The 19,174-nt window shown below is 45.9% G+C and carries 13 protein-coding genes and 2 pseudogenes; 14 read left to right on the top strand and 1 reads right to left on the bottom strand.

All coding sequences use genetic code 11. The features are described from left to right. Window positions 1-3 precede the first annotated feature (3 nt). The 9 genes from M1D30_RS13670 (at window position 4) to M1D30_RS13630 (ending at window position 10,034) form a co-directional block, all read left to right on the top strand. The gene (locus M1D30_RS13670; RefSeq protein ID WP_248504909.1) at window positions 4-2,223 is read left to right on the top strand and encodes a peptidase domain-containing ABC transporter; all 2,220 of its coding nucleotides are present in this window, start codon (window positions 4-6) and stop codon (window positions 2,221-2,223) included. 6 nt (window positions 2,224-2,229) lie between these two features. Further along, window positions 2,230-2,445: a hypothetical protein gene (locus tag M1D30_RS13665; protein ID WP_248504908.1), complete on the top strand. Its 216-nt coding sequence runs from the start codon at window positions 2,230-2,232 to the stop codon at window positions 2,443-2,445. Window positions 2,446-2,605: 160 nt separating this feature from the next. Continuing rightward, window positions 2,606-3,244, top strand: coding sequence for a hypothetical protein (locus M1D30_RS13660; RefSeq protein WP_248504907.1), 639 nt, complete (start codon window positions 2,606-2,608; stop codon window positions 3,242-3,244). Next, window positions 3,241-4,368, top strand: coding sequence for a UDP-galactopyranose mutase (gene glf, locus M1D30_RS13655; protein ID WP_248504906.1), 1,128 nt, complete (start codon window positions 3,241-3,243; stop codon window positions 4,366-4,368). Before M1D30_RS13660 ends, glf begins: the two co-directional genes overlap by 4 nt. A gap of 192 nt (window positions 4,369-4,560) precedes the next feature. Continuing rightward, window positions 4,561-7,374 carry a hypothetical protein gene (locus M1D30_RS13650; RefSeq protein ID WP_248504905.1) on the top strand — a complete coding sequence of 938 codons (2,814 nt, stop codon included), beginning with the start codon at window positions 4,561-4,563 and terminating at the stop codon, window positions 7,372-7,374. 35 nt (window positions 7,375-7,409) lie between these two features. Further along, window positions 7,410-8,207: a hypothetical protein gene (locus tag M1D30_RS13645; RefSeq protein ID WP_248504904.1), complete on the top strand. Its 798-nt coding sequence runs from the start codon at window positions 7,410-7,412 to the stop codon at window positions 8,205-8,207. A gap of 3 nt (window positions 8,208-8,210) precedes the next feature. Beyond that, window positions 8,211-9,248, top strand: coding sequence for a hypothetical protein (locus M1D30_RS13640; protein ID WP_248504903.1), 1,038 nt, complete (start codon window positions 8,211-8,213; stop codon window positions 9,246-9,248). Between the two features lie 70 nt (window positions 9,249-9,318). Beyond that, entirely contained in the window at window positions 9,319-9,474 is a 156-nt protein-coding gene (locus tag M1D30_RS13635; protein ID WP_248504902.1) for a hypothetical protein, read from the top strand. Window positions 9,475-9,686: 212 nt separating this feature from the next. Then, window positions 9,687-10,034 carry a helix-turn-helix domain-containing protein gene (locus M1D30_RS13630; protein WP_248504900.1) on the top strand — a complete coding sequence of 116 codons (348 nt, stop codon included), beginning with the start codon at window positions 9,687-9,689 and terminating at the stop codon, window positions 10,032-10,034. Window positions 10,035-10,796: 762 nt separating this feature from the next. Here the strand turns inward: M1D30_RS13630 and M1D30_RS13625 are convergent. Beyond that, entirely contained in the window at window positions 10,797-11,177 is a 381-nt protein-coding gene (locus tag M1D30_RS13625; RefSeq protein WP_248504898.1) for a hypothetical protein, read from the bottom strand. 195 nt (window positions 11,178-11,372) lie between these two features. On the opposite strand from M1D30_RS13625, the pseudogene M1D30_RS13855 reads away from it, so the two are divergent. From M1D30_RS13855 to M1D30_RS13605, 5 genes and pseudogenes are all read left to right on the top strand, one after another. After that, a pseudogene (locus M1D30_RS13855) lies at window positions 11,373-13,100 on the top strand (two-component regulator propeller domain-containing protein); the annotation flags it as partial. A 714-nt stretch (window positions 13,101-13,814) separates the two neighbouring features. Then, a pseudogene (locus M1D30_RS13850) lies at window positions 13,815-14,123 on the top strand (helix-turn-helix domain-containing protein); the annotation flags it as partial. Window positions 14,124-14,312: 189 nt separating this feature from the next. Next, entirely contained in the window at window positions 14,313-15,476 is a 1,164-nt protein-coding gene (locus M1D30_RS13615; protein WP_248507885.1) for a glycoside hydrolase family 5 protein, read from the top strand. Window positions 15,477-15,510: 34 nt separating this feature from the next. Beyond that, window positions 15,511-16,644 carry a glycoside hydrolase family 5 protein gene (locus M1D30_RS13610; RefSeq protein ID WP_248504894.1) on the top strand — a complete coding sequence of 378 codons (1,134 nt, stop codon included), beginning with the start codon at window positions 15,511-15,513 and terminating at the stop codon, window positions 16,642-16,644. A 34-nt stretch (window positions 16,645-16,678) separates the two neighbouring features. Next, window positions 16,679-19,171, top strand: a complete 2,493-nt coding sequence (locus tag M1D30_RS13605; protein WP_248504892.1) for a GH36-type glycosyl hydrolase domain-containing protein — start codon at window positions 16,679-16,681, stop codon at window positions 19,169-19,171. Window positions 19,172-19,174: the final 3 nt, after the last annotated feature.

Genomic DNA, 19,174 nt, shown 5'->3' with positions numbered 1-19,174 from the left:
ATTATGAAATTCATCAAACGTTTTCCTCACTTTATACAAAACAATTCTTCTGACTGCGGACCAACATCCCTTCGAATGATTGCCAGACATTATGGTCTTGATTATTCGACAGAGATGTTGCGTAAACACTGTCATATTACAAGAGGTGGAGTAAATCTACTTGGCATTAGTGATGCTGCAGAATATATTGGTTTTGATACTATTGGAGTAAAGGTATCTTTTGAACAATTAGCTAAAAAAGGTGTCTTCCCGTGTATCCTTCATTGGAACCAGAACCATTTTGTCGTGTGCTATGGTATAGAGAAAAACAAAAAAGGAGAATATAAAATACACATTTCTGACCCTGCTTCACAACGTCTTACATACACAAAGGATGAGTTTGAACGTTGTTGGATTGGGCCCCAAGCAAGCGAAAAAAGTAACGGAGTTGCTTTGATGCTTGAACCTGGTGACAATTTTGGCAAGATTGAGGACGAATATAAAAAAAACAGCCGTAGTTTGTTGTCGTTTGCCAAATATTTTACGCCCTATCGAAATATGATTGGTCAATTAGTGTTGGCCATGCTCGTAGGTAGTTTATTGCAGATAATTCTACCTTTTCTTTCGCAGGCAATGGTTGACCAAGGCATCAACGGGCGTAACCTGAATATAATTTCCTTAATTCTTTTTGCCCAGCTTGGTTTCTTCGTTGCTACATTAAGTATAGACTACATTCGTTCGTGGATTATGCTCCACATGAACTCACGCATAGACATTCAACTCATTGCTGACTTCCTGATAAAACTTACTGCCATGCCGCTACGGTTTTTCGATTCGCGCATGACAGGTGATATTCTACAGCGCATCGGTGACCATGGCCGTATCAAGAATTTTCTACTTTCTAACAGCATGAGAATTGTATTCTCACTCATAAATTTCGTGGTATTCCTTGCAATCCTTGCTTATTACAATGTACTTGTGCTTACAATCTTTCTTATTGGTAATATTCTATATGTAATTTGGATTTCTTTTTTCATGCGCTATCGTAGAGAGTTGGATATCAAACGATTCAACCAATCTGCAATGGAACAAAGCAAGATGATACAGTTGGTGCAAGGCATGCAAGATATTAAGCTCAACAATTGTGAGCGACAGAAACGATGGGAATGGGAACGCATACAAGTTCGTTTGTTCAAAATTGGACTGAAAGGATTGCGAATTGGACAAATACAGCAATCTGGTTCGGTGTTCTTCACACAAACTACCCATATTCTCATTTATTACATAGCTGCCAAGTCGGTTGTAGAAGGCTCGATGACCCTTGGTATGATGATGTCACTAACTTACATTATTGGCCAAGTATCAGCGCCTATAGGTGAATTTATTGGATTTGCACAGTCATTTCAAGATGCAAAGATAAGTCTTGAACGTTTGAATGAGATACATTCTCAGGATGATGAAGAAACCAATATTGATAAGAAGCTATCCACATTGCCTAAGGAACAAGATATCGAAATCAAGGATTTGTCCTTCAGCTATACAGACTCGGAGAGAGATTTGGCTTTGAAAAACATTTCACTATCCATCCCTGCCCATAAAGTAACAGCCATAGTTGGCGAGAGTGGATGCGGAAAGACGACTCTGATAAAACTATTGCAAGGTTTCTATGAGCCAACGCATGGCAGCATAAAAGTCGGAGGAACAAGACTTTCCGACATCAACCCTCACACTTGGAGAGCTGCCACAGGTTCAGTGATGCAAGACAGTTTTATTTTCTCTGATACTATAGCAAATAATATAGCAGTTAATTCAGACGAAACTGATAAGGAGAAAATGAAGAATGCTGCTCACATGGCTCGAATAGACGATTTCGTGGAGTCACTGCCGTTGGGATACGATACCATTATTGGAATGGAAGGTAAGGGTGTGAGTCAAGGTCAGCGTCAACGCATTTTAATAGCCAGAGCCATTTATAAGAACCCCAGATATATTTTCCTTGATGAAGCGACCAATTCTCTCGATGCCACAAACGAAGCAAAGATTATGGAGAATCTACGTCAATTCTACGAAGGACGTACGGTTGTCATCAGTGCCCATCGTCTGAGTACTATCCACGATGCAGATCAAATTGTTGTCATGAATAATGGTGAGATTGTAGAGCGAGGAAATCACAAATCGTTACTGAAAAAGAAAGGAAAATATTATGAATTAGTAAAGCATCAGATTAATGTTTTAGATGAATAGAACAAAATGGAAAAAAGATTCAATATACGTCAACATTGTCCAGAGGTTGAAAGCCTAATGGGTGGTAAGATGCCTTTCATAACACGATACGGCATAACACTTGTGGTTATTTCTATTGCTATTGTTGTTTTTCTGCTGCTAATTTCAGGAGGAAGCGCACAAAAACTAATGAAGGAAATGATAGAGAAAACTCTTGAACAAATAAAATTAAAAATCATATAGTGACAAAATCTTTCTCAAAAATCATATAGATAATATGCAGAATTATTCCCCAATAAGTATAGAGAAAAAAACATATTGTCAAAATAAAAATTGCGCTATTATCATCACACATAAGATAGATGCTCACATACTTCGCTACTTTTCTTTTCTGAAGAGAGAGATGGAGAATATTATGGATTTAGTTATACTCTATGATAACAGCTTGCAAGATATTAAAGTCGAAGATTTTTCTGGCCTTCAATTTCATTTGTTTAATTCAAATGAATTAGATGGATTCTTCCACTATGGCAATAAAAAATTACCAAATCCACTCATCGCATTGATTGAATTTTCGAAAAAGAAAAAATATCAGCACTATCTTTTGATGGAAAACGATCTCGTCCTCTCTGGAAACCTCAGGACTTTTTTGATGTCTGTAAACAAGGCTGATTGTGATTATATGCACATAGCTACAGATATTTTGGGTGGTCCAGAGGAACACTGGCCAATAAACTATATCAGGAATAATCCTTTTAAGAATATCTATTTCTCATGGAGTCAGATATTCTATGTTAGTTATCGTTTCCTTACCGATTTGGCTGCTTTTATCAATGAGAATAATTCTTTTTATTATGAGTTTCTTCTTCCAACAATGGCGTATAATAGAGGCTACTCCATAAGACAATTTGAGAACATGGGATATAATTTTCAATTGTCGTGGGGACCTGCAGAGATTTACGAACATCTATATCAATATGAAAGAAAGCATAATACTTTCTATCATCCTATAAAAGATCTTAGCATAGTTGATTTCCGATGACTTACGATTACCTGATAGTAGGCTCTGGCCTGTTTGGGGCCACCTTTGCGCGCCTTGCCACAGACAGTGGGAAGCGATGCCTGGTGATTGACAAGCGTTCACACGTGGGTGGCAATGTGTATTGCGAGGACGTGGAGGGCATCCATGTGCACCAGTATGGGCCGCATATCTTTCATACGTCTGATAAAAAGGTGTGGGCGTTCGTGAACCGCTTTGTGGAGTTCAACCGCTTCACGCTGATGACTGTGGCAAACTACAAAGGACGACTCTTTAACTTGCCGTTCAACATGAACACGTTCTATGGCATGTGGGGCGTCAGGACGCCAGAGGAGGCACATGCGATGATTGAGGCACAGCGAGGGGAAATAAAGGATATCACAAACCTGGAGGAGCAGGCCATCAGTCTGGTGGGGCGCGACATCTATGAGGCACTCATCAAGGGCTATACGGAGAAGCAATGGGGGCGCTCCTGCAAGGACTTGCCATCGTTCATCATCCGTAGGTTGCCTGTGAGATACACCTTCGACAATAACTACTTTAACGATACCTATCAGGGCATCCCCATCGGAGGCTATAACGTCTTGATAGATAAGCTGCTCGAAGGGGTTGAGGTGAAAACGGACATCGACTTCTTTGATGGTTTGGAGTCGCAATGGAGGTCCTTGGCCGACACGCTGGTCTTTACAGGAAAGATAGATGATTTCTATCATCATCGCTTTGGTGAGCTGCAGTATCGTTCGCTGAGGTTTGAACACGAGGTCTTACATACGCCAAACTATCAGGGCATCGCCATCATGAACTTCACTGACAGGGAAACGCCCTATACGCGCATCGTGGAGCATAAACACTTCGAGATGATGGGCAGCGAGGTGAACAACCTTCCCATGACTGTGATCTCGCGAGAATATCCACAGGCCTATCTGCCAGGTTATGAGGCCTACTATCCTGTGAACGACGATTCCAACAGCCGTTTATATGCCCAATATCAGGCACTGGCCGAGCAGGAGGAGCATGTTATCTTTGGTGGCCGCCTGGCGGAGTATAAGTACTACGATATGGACGACACCATTGCACGCGCCATGGCATGCTGGGATGATAACAAAAAAATAGCAACAAAACCTTAACTTGTAAACGGGCGGGATCTACCTGAAAGGAGGTAGGTTTCGCCCGTGTTATTTGTTTTGTTAATGTTTGTATAAATATTTGGTCGCTACAGAATAATTTTTTATATTTGCAACGTACATTCGTATTTAACTAAAAACATAAAACGACATTTAACCAATTCAAACAACCATATAAAATTAGATGAAACATATATGAAAACAAAGATATTCATATTGTTGTTTCTGGCTTTTGCTCCATTGCATTTTGTGCTGGCTCAGAACGATAGTATTCTCATAAGAGGGGCTGTTCGTGATAATTTCACAAATGCTGAGATTACGAGTGGAAGGGTCTATTTTATGAATAGCGATAGTGTCGTACTGGATAGTATGCCTTTTCGCCGTTGGGGTGGCTTCCGTATAAAGGTAAAGAGAGATGAGATACCTCGCTCGTGCATCATCAAAGTGGAGAATGCAGACTACGAAACACAATATAATGAATTCTCTTTAAGATATATTGGAAAGAAAGAATTTTATGAACTGCCAACAATTTTCATAAAGCGAAAGACGTCCTTTGGCATGCAACATCTGGACGAGGTGGTGGTGACAGCCACGAAGGTGAAGATGTTCTATCGTGGCGATACGTTGGTATATAATGCTGATGCTTTTAATGTGGCTGATGGCAGCATGCTGGACGCATTGATTAAGCAGATGCCTGGTGTTGAACTGAATAAGCAGGGCGAGATATTTGTGAATGGCAAGAAGGTAGAGAACCTGTTGCTGAACGGCAAGGACTTCTTTCGAGGCAAGAACAAACTGATGCTGGAGAACCTGCCTTACTATACAGTGAAAGAGGTCAAGGTGTATGAGCAGACAACAGATAAGGCAGCAGCTTTACACGATGACAGGGCAAAGAAGGACTTTGTGATGGACGTGAACCTGAAGCGTGAATATAGTAAGGGCTATATGGGTAATGCTGAGGTTGGTGCTGGCAGCGAGGATGCCTATCTGGCCCGTTTGTTTGCGCTCTGCTTCACGGATGTCTCTCGTCTTGCTGTTGTTGGTGGTGCCAACAACCTGAACATGGGCGCATATTCCTTCTATGGCGAAGCGCTTGATGCTGAGTCAAGATCTGGAAGGAAAACCTCTAATCTGCTGACAGCCGAGTTGATGACTGACAACAAACGAAATAAAAACATATTGACTGTTGAGTTGAATCGCAGAAAAGAAAAGTATGGCTCAGATGAGTTTCAGGAAACCTTCCACCCATCCAACAGCACTTTCGCCACAACCCTTTCCTCAGAGGTTAGCAGAAACATGGGCGTGTCATTATCAAACAAGTATACGATGAAACTCCCCATTTGGATGGAGAGCATCACAAACGTGCATTATAATGGCACGAAGGATGATAACGATAATGGCTTTCTGGAGTCACAGGGCGACATCAGGATGCAAGGCGTTGCCATGCTCGACTCGCTCTTTAATATGAATGTTGCCCTGAACGACCCGTCTGTGGTAAATGCTCGTAAACGTCTGACGAACAGAAAAGAAAGGGAAATAGGCTTATCACAAAACATCGCTTTCTCAAAGAAACTCTATTCCACTGATATTATTGACTTCAGCGCAAGTGTGGGTTATACGAAAGCGAAGGACGAAACTGACCGTTCCGATCGTTATCTGACATATAAACCCAATACTGCGCAAACCAATGTCTTCGAGGATATCAGTCATCCCAATACCCATATAGGTGCAAAGGCTGACATAGCATATAATAACTCGCGTCTGCTTTACTATACAGATTTAAAGTTTTATGCTGGCTATCGCTATGACTACGACAATGACAAGGAAACGATTACAGATGCCATTTCGCTGATGCCTGATGATATGAACAGTTACAAGAAGCAAATCTATGAGAATCAATATGTGGCTGGATTCAACTATCGATATAAACATGAGAATACGGCAACAAAGATGCAGAAGGAGGTGAAAGTGTCTATCCCTCTTTCTATCACGCATAGAACCACCAATTATCGTCGTTCTTCTGTTGACACCTGTATTACTCAGAATCCTTTGTTCTTTGAACCTTCAATATCTTTCTTCTATGGAAAATGGAAGGGGATGGCTTATAATACGGATTGGGGATTTGACTTTTCTACCTCCATCAAAAGGAGTCTTCTGGACGCAACCCAGCTGATAACCCTTCCTCTGACTTCAGACAAGATTAACATTTATCAGGGTAATGCCCATCTGAAGTCGCCTGCTGACTGGAAAACAAGTTTTGCCTGGTATCTGCCAACGAAAAATGAATGGGAATGGCTTACACAAGAGATTGTGTTTAACAAGCATTTCAACAGTATCACATCTACTTATCGCTATGATGCTGGCGTGTATACTTACATGCCTGATAACATAAATGGCACATGGGACCTGGCATTTAACAGTGAGGGATATCATCAAATAAAGATTCAGAAAAAAGATTTCACCCTTCACTGGTTCGTGAAAAGCTCCTTCAGAAGAATGAAGAATTTTGTTGCTGATGGCGTTGCAGGACAGACGTCGCAAGTGAATAATGATGAGGTGCATGTGTCTGTACCCGTTTATTTCTCAGGCTCTGTTACCAAGCAGCTATGGGCAAGTGTTAACTTGGGGGTCGACTGGCGAAAGTCATTGAGAGAGAATGCTGGTATCGCCGATCGTGAGACTTGGAGTTATCATGGCAATTTCAAGGCTGAGACAAAAATCTTTGCTGATATCAGTCTTAAAACAGCATGTGATTTCATTAAACGCAGCGGCTATTCAGACAATGACCTGAACAAGTGGACTTATCTATGGGACGTAACGCTGTCAAAGTCTGTCTTGAAGGATAAGATTGGCCTGAAATTTACAGCCATCGACATCCTTCACCAATACAAGAGCGTGGCTTATGTTATCAACGAGCGTGGCATTCGTGAAACTCATGCCATCTCACTTCCATCATACTGGCTCTTTACTGTAACGTATAAGTTTAATAAACAGCCTGCAAAGAAATAATAGAATAATAATATCCACACCAAATACTGAAAACAATGAGAAAATATATAATAGGTTTCTTCCTTTTCTTCTTGGGTAATAATCCAGTATTGTCGAAAGAATTGATGCTGAATCTCCAATATCATAAGAATAAGGAGGCTTTTGACTTGGAAAAATTGACGAAGGGCCTTTCTGATGTAGAAATTGACACAAAGACCTATGTCATAGATGATAACAGCTCTATAAAAGAGCATGTCAACAAGATAAGGGAGTTCATTCGACAGTATTGTGAGAAAGAAAAAAAACTTCAGGTCTTGGTTCTTACAGATAGGGAGTCTACCTTCGTAGGATTGGAATTAGCCTCCGTTGACACAATTGTTAAGGCTTTGTTTACTTTCTCTGGTGCGTTCAACGATGGCGACAATTTCCTGTATGGAGAGATGTCGTTCAAGAAGAATATGGAGATGCTTGACTCCATATCGCTTGATAGTAGCAAAGAACGATATTTAGAAAAGGTATTGAAGATGATTGCCGACAAGAAAAAGGGGAAGAAAATTCGACTTCCAAAGAATGCCGACAGCGATATGACGGCATTGTATGCCCTATTGCAAAGCAACTACTGGAATTCCGTTCTGGGATTCTCCTTAGACGATCATCTCCACAGTATTAAGGCAGAATTTCTCCCCATTATGCCTTATGTCAAGAAGAAAAATTTAATGACTGATGTGGACTACCTGAATCTTTGCCATTGTGGCAACAAATATCAAATCAGATACTCATACCCTATCTTCAACGATGGAGATAGGTTAGTGGCAGAAATTCTAAAACATGTATCGGAATTAAAAACGAAATAAAGAATGAAGCACTATATTATAACATTCTTTCTGTTACTTGTGGCCACAGAAGGCTTTTGCGACTCTATTCCCTGCAATTTCAAAATGAGCGATGGAAGCATGCTACAAGGCACGGTGATAACACCACAGGATAAGAATCTGAGAAAGATGGTCATTATTGTGAACCATCGGGACAAGACACCAAAAGGAAGTGGCCAGGCTTATTCTTATCTTATAGATAAACTATCTGCTCAGGGAATATCTGTTTGTTATTATATGAATCGGCCAACCCTTAAAGAGGATTCAACTTTTACCACCTTGTTTGATATGGCAGATGACGCTGTATCAGTATATAATTCCTTAAAATCAAATAAACTATTTCAGAAGTATAAAATTGGTTTTATAGGAGCAAGCGAGGAAGCCGAGTCATCCTTGATTGCTGCCTCAAAGGTACCGGACCCAGCCTTTCTCATACAGATGGTGGGTTGCGTCATCCCACAATATAAATTAGACCTGCAAACATTTACAATTAATTCCCCCCAATTGTCCCTCAGAATAACCGACGCTACTGGTATGTCTTTTCATGATTATTCTGTAATCATTCAGGAGGTTTTTGACTATTGTATAACTCATCAGAAAATCGATAAAATTGCCTTAGCGCAACAGTTGGTTAAAAAGCATGGTGATAAAGCAACGAGAATGAAGGAGGTTTTTCCGACTATTATGCAGGTACTCATAGATAAGATAACTGACCCACAACAAGGAGTTGTTCCTCGACTCCACTGGGATTCAAACCCATATTATAGGCGTGTCAAGTGTCCAATCTTATTTCTGACGGCAACAGACGATAGAAACGTGCTTTGCTATCCCAACCTCTTCGAATTTGAAAAGATAATGAGCGAAAAACACCACAAACATTATACTACTGTGTTAGTTGATGCGACACACGATCTGTTGACAGTCTCAGAGTCTCGCAAATTGCATCACGCATATGGCAACGATATCAATTTCTCTAAACGAGAAAGAGTCTTTGATTTAGTTTGTAAGTGGCTTTCACTGTAACGTATAAGTTCAACAAACAGCCTGCAAAGAAATGATAGAATAATATTATCCACACCAAATATCAAAAACAATGAAAAAAATTCAAATTATTAATTTTACCACTATGTTACTATTGTTTGGGGAGAAACTATTGATAAATATAGATCATGGTGAACTACTTACAATATGGAATGGTATGCTTTTAGCCAGTGTTGTTGGCTGTGCTTATCTTTTATATAAGATATAAATACTGGAAGCATCAGATAAATAGAACAACACAGCCATATCCCTTAACTTGTAAACGGGCGAGATCTACCTGAAAGGGGGTAGGTTTCGCCCGTGTTATTTGGAGTCGAATAATTAAAAAAACATAATTATTTAATATTTGTTCATTATAATGGTTTAAAATTAAACTATTATATATATATTTGCAGCGTTAAAGTTTAATTTTGAGCTGTTATGGAAGATGTATATATGCTAACAGATGCCACCATTCTTTCCAAAATCGGTGAGAAGATAAAGGCAACAAGACTCAAGCAGAACATAACCCAACAAAGTCTGTCTGAGGCTGCAAACGTATCTCTTTCCTCAATTAAGAAAATAGAAAAGGGAGAGATTCGTTCGTTCGACTCTCTGCTAAGACTGTTGCGTACGTTAGGAAAGTTGGACACACTCCAACAACTGGTGGAAGAAGAGCAAATGAGTCCTAGTGAATATTACAATCTTGTTCAGTCGTCAAAAACCAACAAGAGGAAAAGAGCAGCAGGAAGAATTAATCAAAAACAAATGGAGGATTCTGAATGGTAGATGCAGCATCGCACTGGCCAACTATCGCAAAGGAGTGCGAAGTCCCGTCTGACATGATTGACGCCATCGTACCCAATTTCCTTCTGAATCTATAGCACGACACCATTGCATGTGTCGTGGTGTGGTGGAGGCTAATAAAGGAAGCCAAAAGCCCATAAAGATGTTTTCTTTAAAGAACATATTTTAATCAAAAGTGTTTTTTACAGAGAACACTTTTGGGTTAAAAATGTATTTTACGGAGAACACTTTTCTGTTTGCAAATATAGAGATTTCAATCCAAATCACCAAGGAAATAATTAAAAAAATGCATTTTAGACAGTAAATCTTTGGTAAACATTATATGTATTCGATGCAAATCGAATCAAAACGGTTTTTTGGGTTGTCAAGAAAAAGTGCTAAAAAAAGGGGTTCTGAAAAAATGCAAACTAGAACGCAAAAATGGGTCAAAAATGACCTTTCGGAGGACCCCTATCGATTTCACCATGCAACGGAGGCTGTTTTACGATGCAACGGAGGCTGTTTTGCATGGTAAAACAGCCTCCGTTGCAGTGTAACTCAGGCTCCGTTACAACCTAAACGAATATTCGAACGCTTTCTAAATCTTTACACTTTTCGAGCTAATTTCGTAAGCCTCTTATTTTCAACGATTTACGAACATGCTCATATTTCGCCTGTACGCACAGAAAAAATTTTTGGCTCAGAATTTTTAAATCTCAGAGGCGCTATTGTCAGAAAAGTTCAAAATTCGCCAGTTCCATTCCCCTATCCCATCTGAATCTGATCTTCAAAGGGTTTGCAACTGGGGTTACGGTTCACCAGCATGGCATAGCGGTCGAGGAACGGACGGGCCTTGAAGCCCTTTCGACGCATGGCGCGAGCAGCCACCTCGCGTGGATTCCTGGGAATGCGATAGTTCAGTTTACGGCATGCCTGCTGAACGATGGACGAGAAGGTCATATACAGTCCTTGATCGTCGATGAGTCGACAGGAAGTGTAGGTCAGGTAAAGGGCTTCCATCAGGTCGGCACGTGTGCCTTGCCAATGCAGCGTTTGTGCATCACTACGCATCAACATGGTTGCTACTTCGTCGGCCAGCAGGTGCTTGGCCTGCTGCTTCACTTCTTTGTTTTGTTCTTCTTTCATGGTTTTTGTTATAAAACAGTTATGCTATGATTGTTTATCGACTGCAAAGATAACGTTTAACAGTGCACAATAAGTTCACACCATAAAAAAGTTGTGTTAAAATCGCCGGAATTTAAGAAAGTTTAACCAAAACCCCGGAAATAATCACTATCTTTGTAGGCATAATTATGACAGACGCACCTTTTTGCTGAAACAATGAACCCAACAAACAAGATAATACAAGTACTGATTTGTTCAGTATTCTTATTTTTAGGAGCACCCAAAGGCATGGCCTTGCAGGTGAAGGACTTCACCTTCGCCCACATAGGCAGAGCCGAGGGCATGGGCAGTCAGCGCATCTTCTCGATCAGTCAGACAGAGAACGGCGCCATCTGGTGGTCGTCGATGACCGATATTGGGCGCTACAACGGCTCGAAGGTGAGGAACTACCGACTGGACGAGAACACCCCCTATAGTCATTTGGGTGGCAGGGTGATAAACCTGGCCGCCAAGGCAGGTGGCAGCATCTATGCCTTTGACAATCGAGGCTCCATCTATCATTTCTGCGCCACACGCGACAGGTTCGAGTTGACTGTGAACCTGGCCAAGAAAATGGGTCACGACGTGGCCCTGAACGACATCCATGAGAAGGGCGACAACATGTGGCTGGCCATGCACGATGGCGTCTATCTGATGCAGGGCGACAAGATAAAGTGCCTGGTGAAAGGCCCCTATGCCAACTGCATCGTGCCCATGGGCGACCGTCTGCTGTTTTGTACGCGTAAGGGCGTGTACGACGAGAAAGGGCATCGCGTGCTGCCCTATAACATTGAGAGCGGCTACTACGACGAACTATCAGGCAAGCTGTGGCTGGGCGGCTATGAGAACGGTCTGCACATTGTGAGTCTGAGTCACAACGACAACACCACGGCCGACGCCTTTGTGGAACTCACTGGCGACGCCAAGCCCCTGAACCCCATACGCAGCATCTGTCCCTACGACGACGAGACCATGCTGATTGGCGTGGATGGCGAGGGCGTGTATCAGATGCGTCGCGACGGTCAAGGCGAGTGCACCATGCTGTTCAACGCCAACGAGTCGGCTGGCGGCGTGCTTCATGGCAATGGCATCTATAGTATGGTGGTGGACACCTGGAAGAACATCGTCATTGGCTCGTACTCTGGCGGCATCGACATCGCACGCCCCATTGGCAGTACGGCCGCCATCTATCAGCACATCAAGAACGACGCCCAAAGCCTGTGCAACAATCATGTCAACATGGTGACGATGCTCACCAACCAACTGCTGCTGATGGGCACAGACAACGGCATCAGCATCCTGAACACCCAGACTAACCAATGGCAGCACTGCTGTCAGGGAACAGTGGTGCTGAACGCCTATAAGAAGCCTGACGGCAACGTGCTGGTGGCAACCTATGGCAAAGGCATCTACGAGATTGACAACCACACCAACGTGAGTCGTATCTATACCTCGAGCAACAGCGCGCTGACTGACGACCACGTCTATGCCACCTGCTACGACAGGGACGGCGGTCTGTGGGTGGGCACCCTGAACGGCGACCTGCTGCACATGACGAAAGACAGGACGATGACCTACTACGATGTGCACGACGTGCAGGCCATCAGTCAGCTGGCAACGGGTCAGATGGCCATTGGCACGGCCTTCGGCCTGAAACTCATCACGCCTGGCAGTAAGGAGGTGAAGGACCTGAACTATGCGCCATCGGGCGTGACTGATGTGAACCCCTTTGTCACCCATCTGCTGGCCTCAGGACTGGAGCTGTGGATAGGTACGGATGGTGGTGGTGTCTATGTCTATCACCAGGCCAAGCACGAGAGTCGTCAGCTGACCACGGCCAACGGACTGCCCTCGAACTATGTGAGGAGCCTGATAAAAGGGGCCGACGGGCGCATCTGGATAGCCACTGACCAGGGCTTGTCGTTTGTGTCGCCCAACGACCCCAAGACGGTGGTCAACGCCAACTACTGCTATGGCCTGAATCGCGAATATACGCGTGGGGCCGTGCAAAACCTGCCCAACGGCAACATCATCTTTGGCACCACCACTGGCGCCATCGTGATACAGCCCGACAAGGTGCAGTCTATCAACTACTCAGCCCAACTGGCCATCATCGGCGTGGCCTGCGCCAACCATCAGGAGGACCTGCAGACCGACGAGGTGGCTCAGGCGCTGGAGAACGGCCGTCTGTCGCTGGCGTATGGTCAGCGCACGTTCGACATCCTGTTCGAGAGTGTGAACATGCGCAATCACTTCGACATTGTCTATCGTTATCAGGTGGGACAGGGCGAATGGAGTGTGCCCTCCGACCAGCAGTATATCCGCTTTGTCAACATGGAGCCTGGCGAGCATCAGCTCACCCTGCAGTGCATCAGTAAGACCAACGGCACCATCATCGACGAGAAGACGCTCACCATCGTCATTGCCCAGCCCTGGTGGAACACGTGGTGGATGTGGTGCATCTATATCGCTCTGGTGCTCCTCATCTTCTATGGGGCATGGCGCATGTATCAGCTTCACGAGAAATACATGCGACTGTCTATCGACCAACTGCAGCAGACACTGCCCCAGCCTATGCCTGCTGCCACCAAGGAGGTACCAGCCGAGAACCTGGAGGCCAAGACGTTTGTGGACAAGGCCACACAACTGATACTGGAGAACCTGGCCGACAGCGAGTTCACCATCGACCAACTGTGTCGCGAGATGGCTATGAGTCGCACGCTGTTCTATGTGAAGCTGAAGTCGTATACGGGTAAGTCGCCTCAGGACTTCATCCGCATCATCCGTCTGGAGGGTGCTGCCTCGATGCTGCGCAACGGCTGCAACGTGACTGACGCCGCTGCCAAGGCTGGCTTCGACAATCCGAAATATTTCAGTACGGTGTTCAAGAAATACTTCGGCGTGTCGCCCTCGAAATATCAGAAATAGGGTATAAAATCTATCAGAAAAAGGTTTCAAAACTATCACATCTCAGTTTTGAAACCTTTTTTGAATGCTATAAAACCATGTGAATACATATTAACACTACTTTTGTGCCATGAAACTTTTAAAACTATAAATGACATGAAACGACTTCTTTCTACTGTGTTGTTTTCTGTGCTGGCCACCTGCTGTATCATGGCTTGTGGAAGTGAGGCAGTAAACGAGAATAACGAGACAACAGAAAAGCAAGAGCCAACGGCTAAGGAATGGAACAAAGGCGTGGTGGGATGGAACCTGGGCAACCAGTTTGAGTGCTCAGCACCTGGTCAGGATGGCGAGTCGACACAGATTGGCAACCCTGACGGCAGCATCAACGCTGAGACGGCCTGGGGCAACCCTGTGGTGACCAAGAAGATGATCAAGGCCGTGAAGGATGCTGGCTTCAACGCCATCCGTATTCCTGTGTGCTGGCAGTGCCATATCACCAACCCCACAGCCATGAGCATCGACAAGGCATGGATGAATCGCATCAAGGAGGTGGTTGACTGGTGTCTGGCCTACAACCTGAAGGTGATCATCAACACGCATCACGACAAATGGCTGGAGGCACGACCCACCAACCTGTATAAGGAGGAGAACAACCAGAAGCTGGCCCTGCTGTGGCTGAACATTGCCAGCGAGTTTGCGGCCTACGACTATCGCGTGGCCTTTGCTGGCACCAACGAGGTGCACATTCGCGACAACTGGGGTAAGCCCACGGCCGAGAACCTGGCTGTGCAGAACTCATACAACCAGACGTTTATCGACGTGGTGCGCGCTACGGGTGGCAACAACCTGAAGCGTCATCTCATTGTGCAGACGTATGTGTGCAATCCTGACTTTGGTATTAACAATGGCGACTTCATCATCCCTACTGATGCCGAGGGCAACGGACTGGACTATATGAGTGTGGAGTTCCATTACTACACACCTTGGGACTATGCTGGCGAATGCAAGTATAACTTCTGGGGCGAGCCCTATAAGAGCAAGGGTGAGGCCTCGGCCAGCGACGAGAAGACCATGACGGAGTTCTTCGACAAGGTGGTGAGCACATGGGCCGACAAGGGACTGGGCATCGTGATGGGTGAATGGGGTGTGACCGATCGCCAGAAGGCTGGTCAGACCGACCTGATTCACGAGAACATGACGTACTATTGCAAGTTCCTGGTGAACGAGACGAAGAAGCGTGACTTCTCGACCTTCGTCTGGGACAACAACGCCTTTGGCAGTGGACCAGAGCATTTTGGCATCTTCGACCGTCGTGCCAACATGAAGGTGAAGGCCGACTGGATTCTGAAGGGCATCATGGGAGAAAGATGAAAGATGATAAATGAAAAATGATAGATTAAAGATCATGAAGATAAAGATGAGAACGGTGGCTGCAACGGCCATGATGATGCTGGCGCTGACGGCCTGCACAACAAAGAGTGAGAAAAACAACGAAGTGAACAACTTTACCATCCAGCGTGGCACTAACCTGAGCCACTGGCTGTCGCAGAGCGAGGAGCGTGGCGAACAGCGACTGAAGCACATCCAGGAGGATGACTTCGCTCGACTGGACTCGCTGGGCTTCGACTTTGTGCGCATTCCCATCGACGAGGTGCAGTTCTGGGACGAGAACGGCGAAAAACTGCCTGAGGCATGGGACCTGCTCACCTTTGCCCTCGACCAGTGTGGCAAGCATCACCTGCGTGCCATCGTCGACCTGCACATCATCCGTTCGCACTATTTCAATGCTGTGAACGAGGGTAACAACAGTGCCAACACATTGTTCACATCAGAGAAAGCACAGCAGGACCTGATTAACATGTGGTATCAGCTGTCGGACGCCCTGAAGGGCTATAGCAACGACTCTGTGGCCTATGAGTTTATGAACGAGCCTGTGGCCGATGACCATGAGCAATGGAACCAGTTGATTGTCAAGGTGCACAAGGCACTGCGCGAGTTGGAGCCTCAGCGTACGCTGGTCATTGGCAGTAACCTGTGGCAGGGCTACGAGACGATGAAATATCTGAAGGTGCCTGAGGGCGACAAGAACATCATTCTGTCGTTCCACTACTATAACCCCATGATCCTGACGCACTATGGCGCCTGGTGGACACCCATCGGCCGCTATACGGGTAAGGTGAACTACCCTGGCATCCTGGTGTCGGAGGAGGACTACGAGGCTGCGTCTGACTCGATGAAGCAGTTGCTGAAGCCTTATCTCACGCAGGAATGGAACATCGACAAGATTCGTGCCGACTTCAAGGATGCCATCGAGGTGGCCAAGAAATACGACCTGCAACTGTTCTGCGGCGAATGGGGCGTGTATGAGCCTGTTGACCGTGAACTGGCCTATAAGTGGACCAAGGACATGCTGACGGTGTTCAAGGAGAACAACATTGCCTGGACCACCTGGTGCTATGATGCCGACTTTGGTTTCTGGGATCAGCAGAAGCATACGTTCAAGGACAAGGGTCTGGTGGACCTGCTGATGGAGAAGTGATAGGTGAAAGATGATAGATGAAAAATTAAAATAAATGAAAAAGACTTTTGGATATTTCGACGACAAGAACCGCGAGTATGTGATCAACGACCCTGCTACGCCGTTCCCGTGGATTAACTACTTAGGCAATGAGGACTTCTTCGGCCTCATCTCGAACACTGCTGGTGGCTATGATTTCTATAAGGATGCTAAGTTCCGCCGTATCACACGCTACCGTTATAATGGTGTGCCCATGGATGCTGGTGGCCGCTATTTCTACATCAACGATGGCAGTTGTGTGTGGAACCCTGGCTGGAAGCCTTGCAAGACGCCACTGGACAGCTATGAGTGTCGCCACGGCATGAACTACACCCGTATCACGGGCAGTAAGAACGGCGTGGAGGCTTCTGTGCTCTTCTTTGTGCCCCTGAACACTTGGGCCGAGGTGCAGAAGCTGACGCTGAAGAACACCACCAACGAGGTGAAGCGCCTAAAGCTGTTTTCGTTTGCTGAGTGGTGCTTGTGGAATGCTGCCACGGATATGGAGAACTTCCAGCGCAACTGGTCGACAGGCGAAGTGGAGATTGAGAATGGGGCAACCATCTACCACAAGACGGAATACAAGGAGCGTCGCAACCACTATGCCTACTATGCGCTGACCAACGCCAAGGCTCAGGGTTACGACACGGATCGCGAGTCGTTCATTGGTCTTTATAATGATTTCTCGAATCCGCAGTGTGTGATGGCTGGCAAGCCTGCCATGAGCGTGGCCCACGGCTGGAGTCCTATTGCCTCGCACTATGTGGAGGTGGAACTGCAGCCTGGCGAGAGCAAGGACTTTATCTTTGTGCTGGGCTATGTGGAGAACGAGCAGGAGAAGAAATACTCTACTGAGGATATCGAGCGTAAACGCAAGGGAACACTCATCAGTTCACAGGACTCAGACGTAACATTGGTGAACAAGGAGAAGGCGCATGCTGTGATCGAGCGATTCTCGACCGTAGAGGCTGTGGATGCGGCCTTTAGGGAGTTGCGCGTGCTGTGGGACGGCCTGCTGAGCAAGTTCACAGTGAAGAGCAACGACGAGCGTCTGGACCGCATGGTGAACATCTGGAACCAGTATCAGTGCATGATCACGTTCTGCTTCTCGCGCTCGGCCTCGTTCTTCGAGAGTGGCGTGGGTCGTGGCATGGGCTTCCGTGACTCGAACCAGGACCTGGTGGGCTTCGTCCATCAGATTCCCAGTCGTGCACGTCAGCGCATCATCGACATCGCCTCGACGCAGTTCCCTGACGGTGGCTGCTATCACCAATACCAGCCCCTGACCAAGCGTGGCAACAACGACATCGGTGGTGGTTTCAACGACGACCCCTGCTGGCTGATCTTCGGAACAGTGGCCTATGTCAAGGAGACAGGCGACTTCTCTATCCTCGACGAGATGGTGCCCTTCGACAATGAGCCAGGCACAGGGGTGACGCTGTTCGAGCACCTGCGCATCTCGTTCAACCACGTGGTGGAGAACCTGGGTCCGCACATGCTGCCCCTTATCGGTCGTGCCGACTGGAACGACTGTCTGAACCTGAACTGCTTCTCGTGGGATCCAAACGAGAGTTTCCAGACTACTGAGAACAACAGCGAGGGCTCGAAGGCTGAGAGCCTGATGATTGCCGGTTTGTTTGTGCTCACTGGCAAGGAATATGTGGAGCTTTGCAACAAAATAGCAAAGCACGAGGAGGCCAAGCGCGCCCAAAAGTGCATCGACGCCATGGTCGAGGCCGTGAAGAAACACGGATGGGACGGCGACTGGTATCTGCGCGCCTATGATTTCTATGGTAATAAGATTGGTAGTAAGGAAAACGAAGAAGGTAAAATCTTCATCGAGAGTCAGGGCTTTTGCACCATGGCCGGCATCGGACTCGAAGACGGCATGGTGGAAAAGGCTCTCGACTCTTGTAAAAAGTACCTGGACTGCGAGCACGGTATGGTGCTGAACAATCCGGCCTTCACCCGCTATCACGTAGAGATGGGCGAGATCTCGAGCTATCCTGCCGGCTATAAGGAGAACGCTGGCATCTTCTGTCATAACAACCCCTGGGTGATTATCGGCGAGACGGTGGCCCGTCGCGGCAACGATGCCTGGGAACACTATACCAAGATTTGTCCTGCATGGATTGAGGACCAGCAGTTGCACAAGGTGGAGCCTTATGTCTACTGTCAGATGGTGGCAGGAAAGGATGCCGCCAAGCCTGGCGAGGGTAAGAACTCGTGGCTCACTGGTACGGCTGCCTGGAACTGGCTCACCATCACGCAGTATATCCTGGGTATCCGTCCTACCTACGACGGCATCGAGATTGACCCCTGTATTCCTTCTTCGCTGAAAGAGTATCACGTACATCGTGTGCTGCGCGATGCCGAGTTCGACATCACGGTGAAGAACCCAGAGGGCAAGGAGGCTGGCGTGAGCAGGATTGTGATTGATGGCACACCCATCGAGGGTTGTGTGATTACGGCCACACCTGGTAAGCATGTCGTAGAAGTAACAATGTAAGGC

Source organism: Prevotella sp. E15-22 (genome assembly GCF_023204875.1).
In the GTDB taxonomy this organism is placed as follows: Bacteria; Bacteroidota; Bacteroidia; order Bacteroidales; family Bacteroidaceae; genus Prevotella.
The sequence above is the reverse complement of the archived record's forward strand: the minus strand, read 5'-3'. Positions and strand labels throughout refer to the sequence as shown.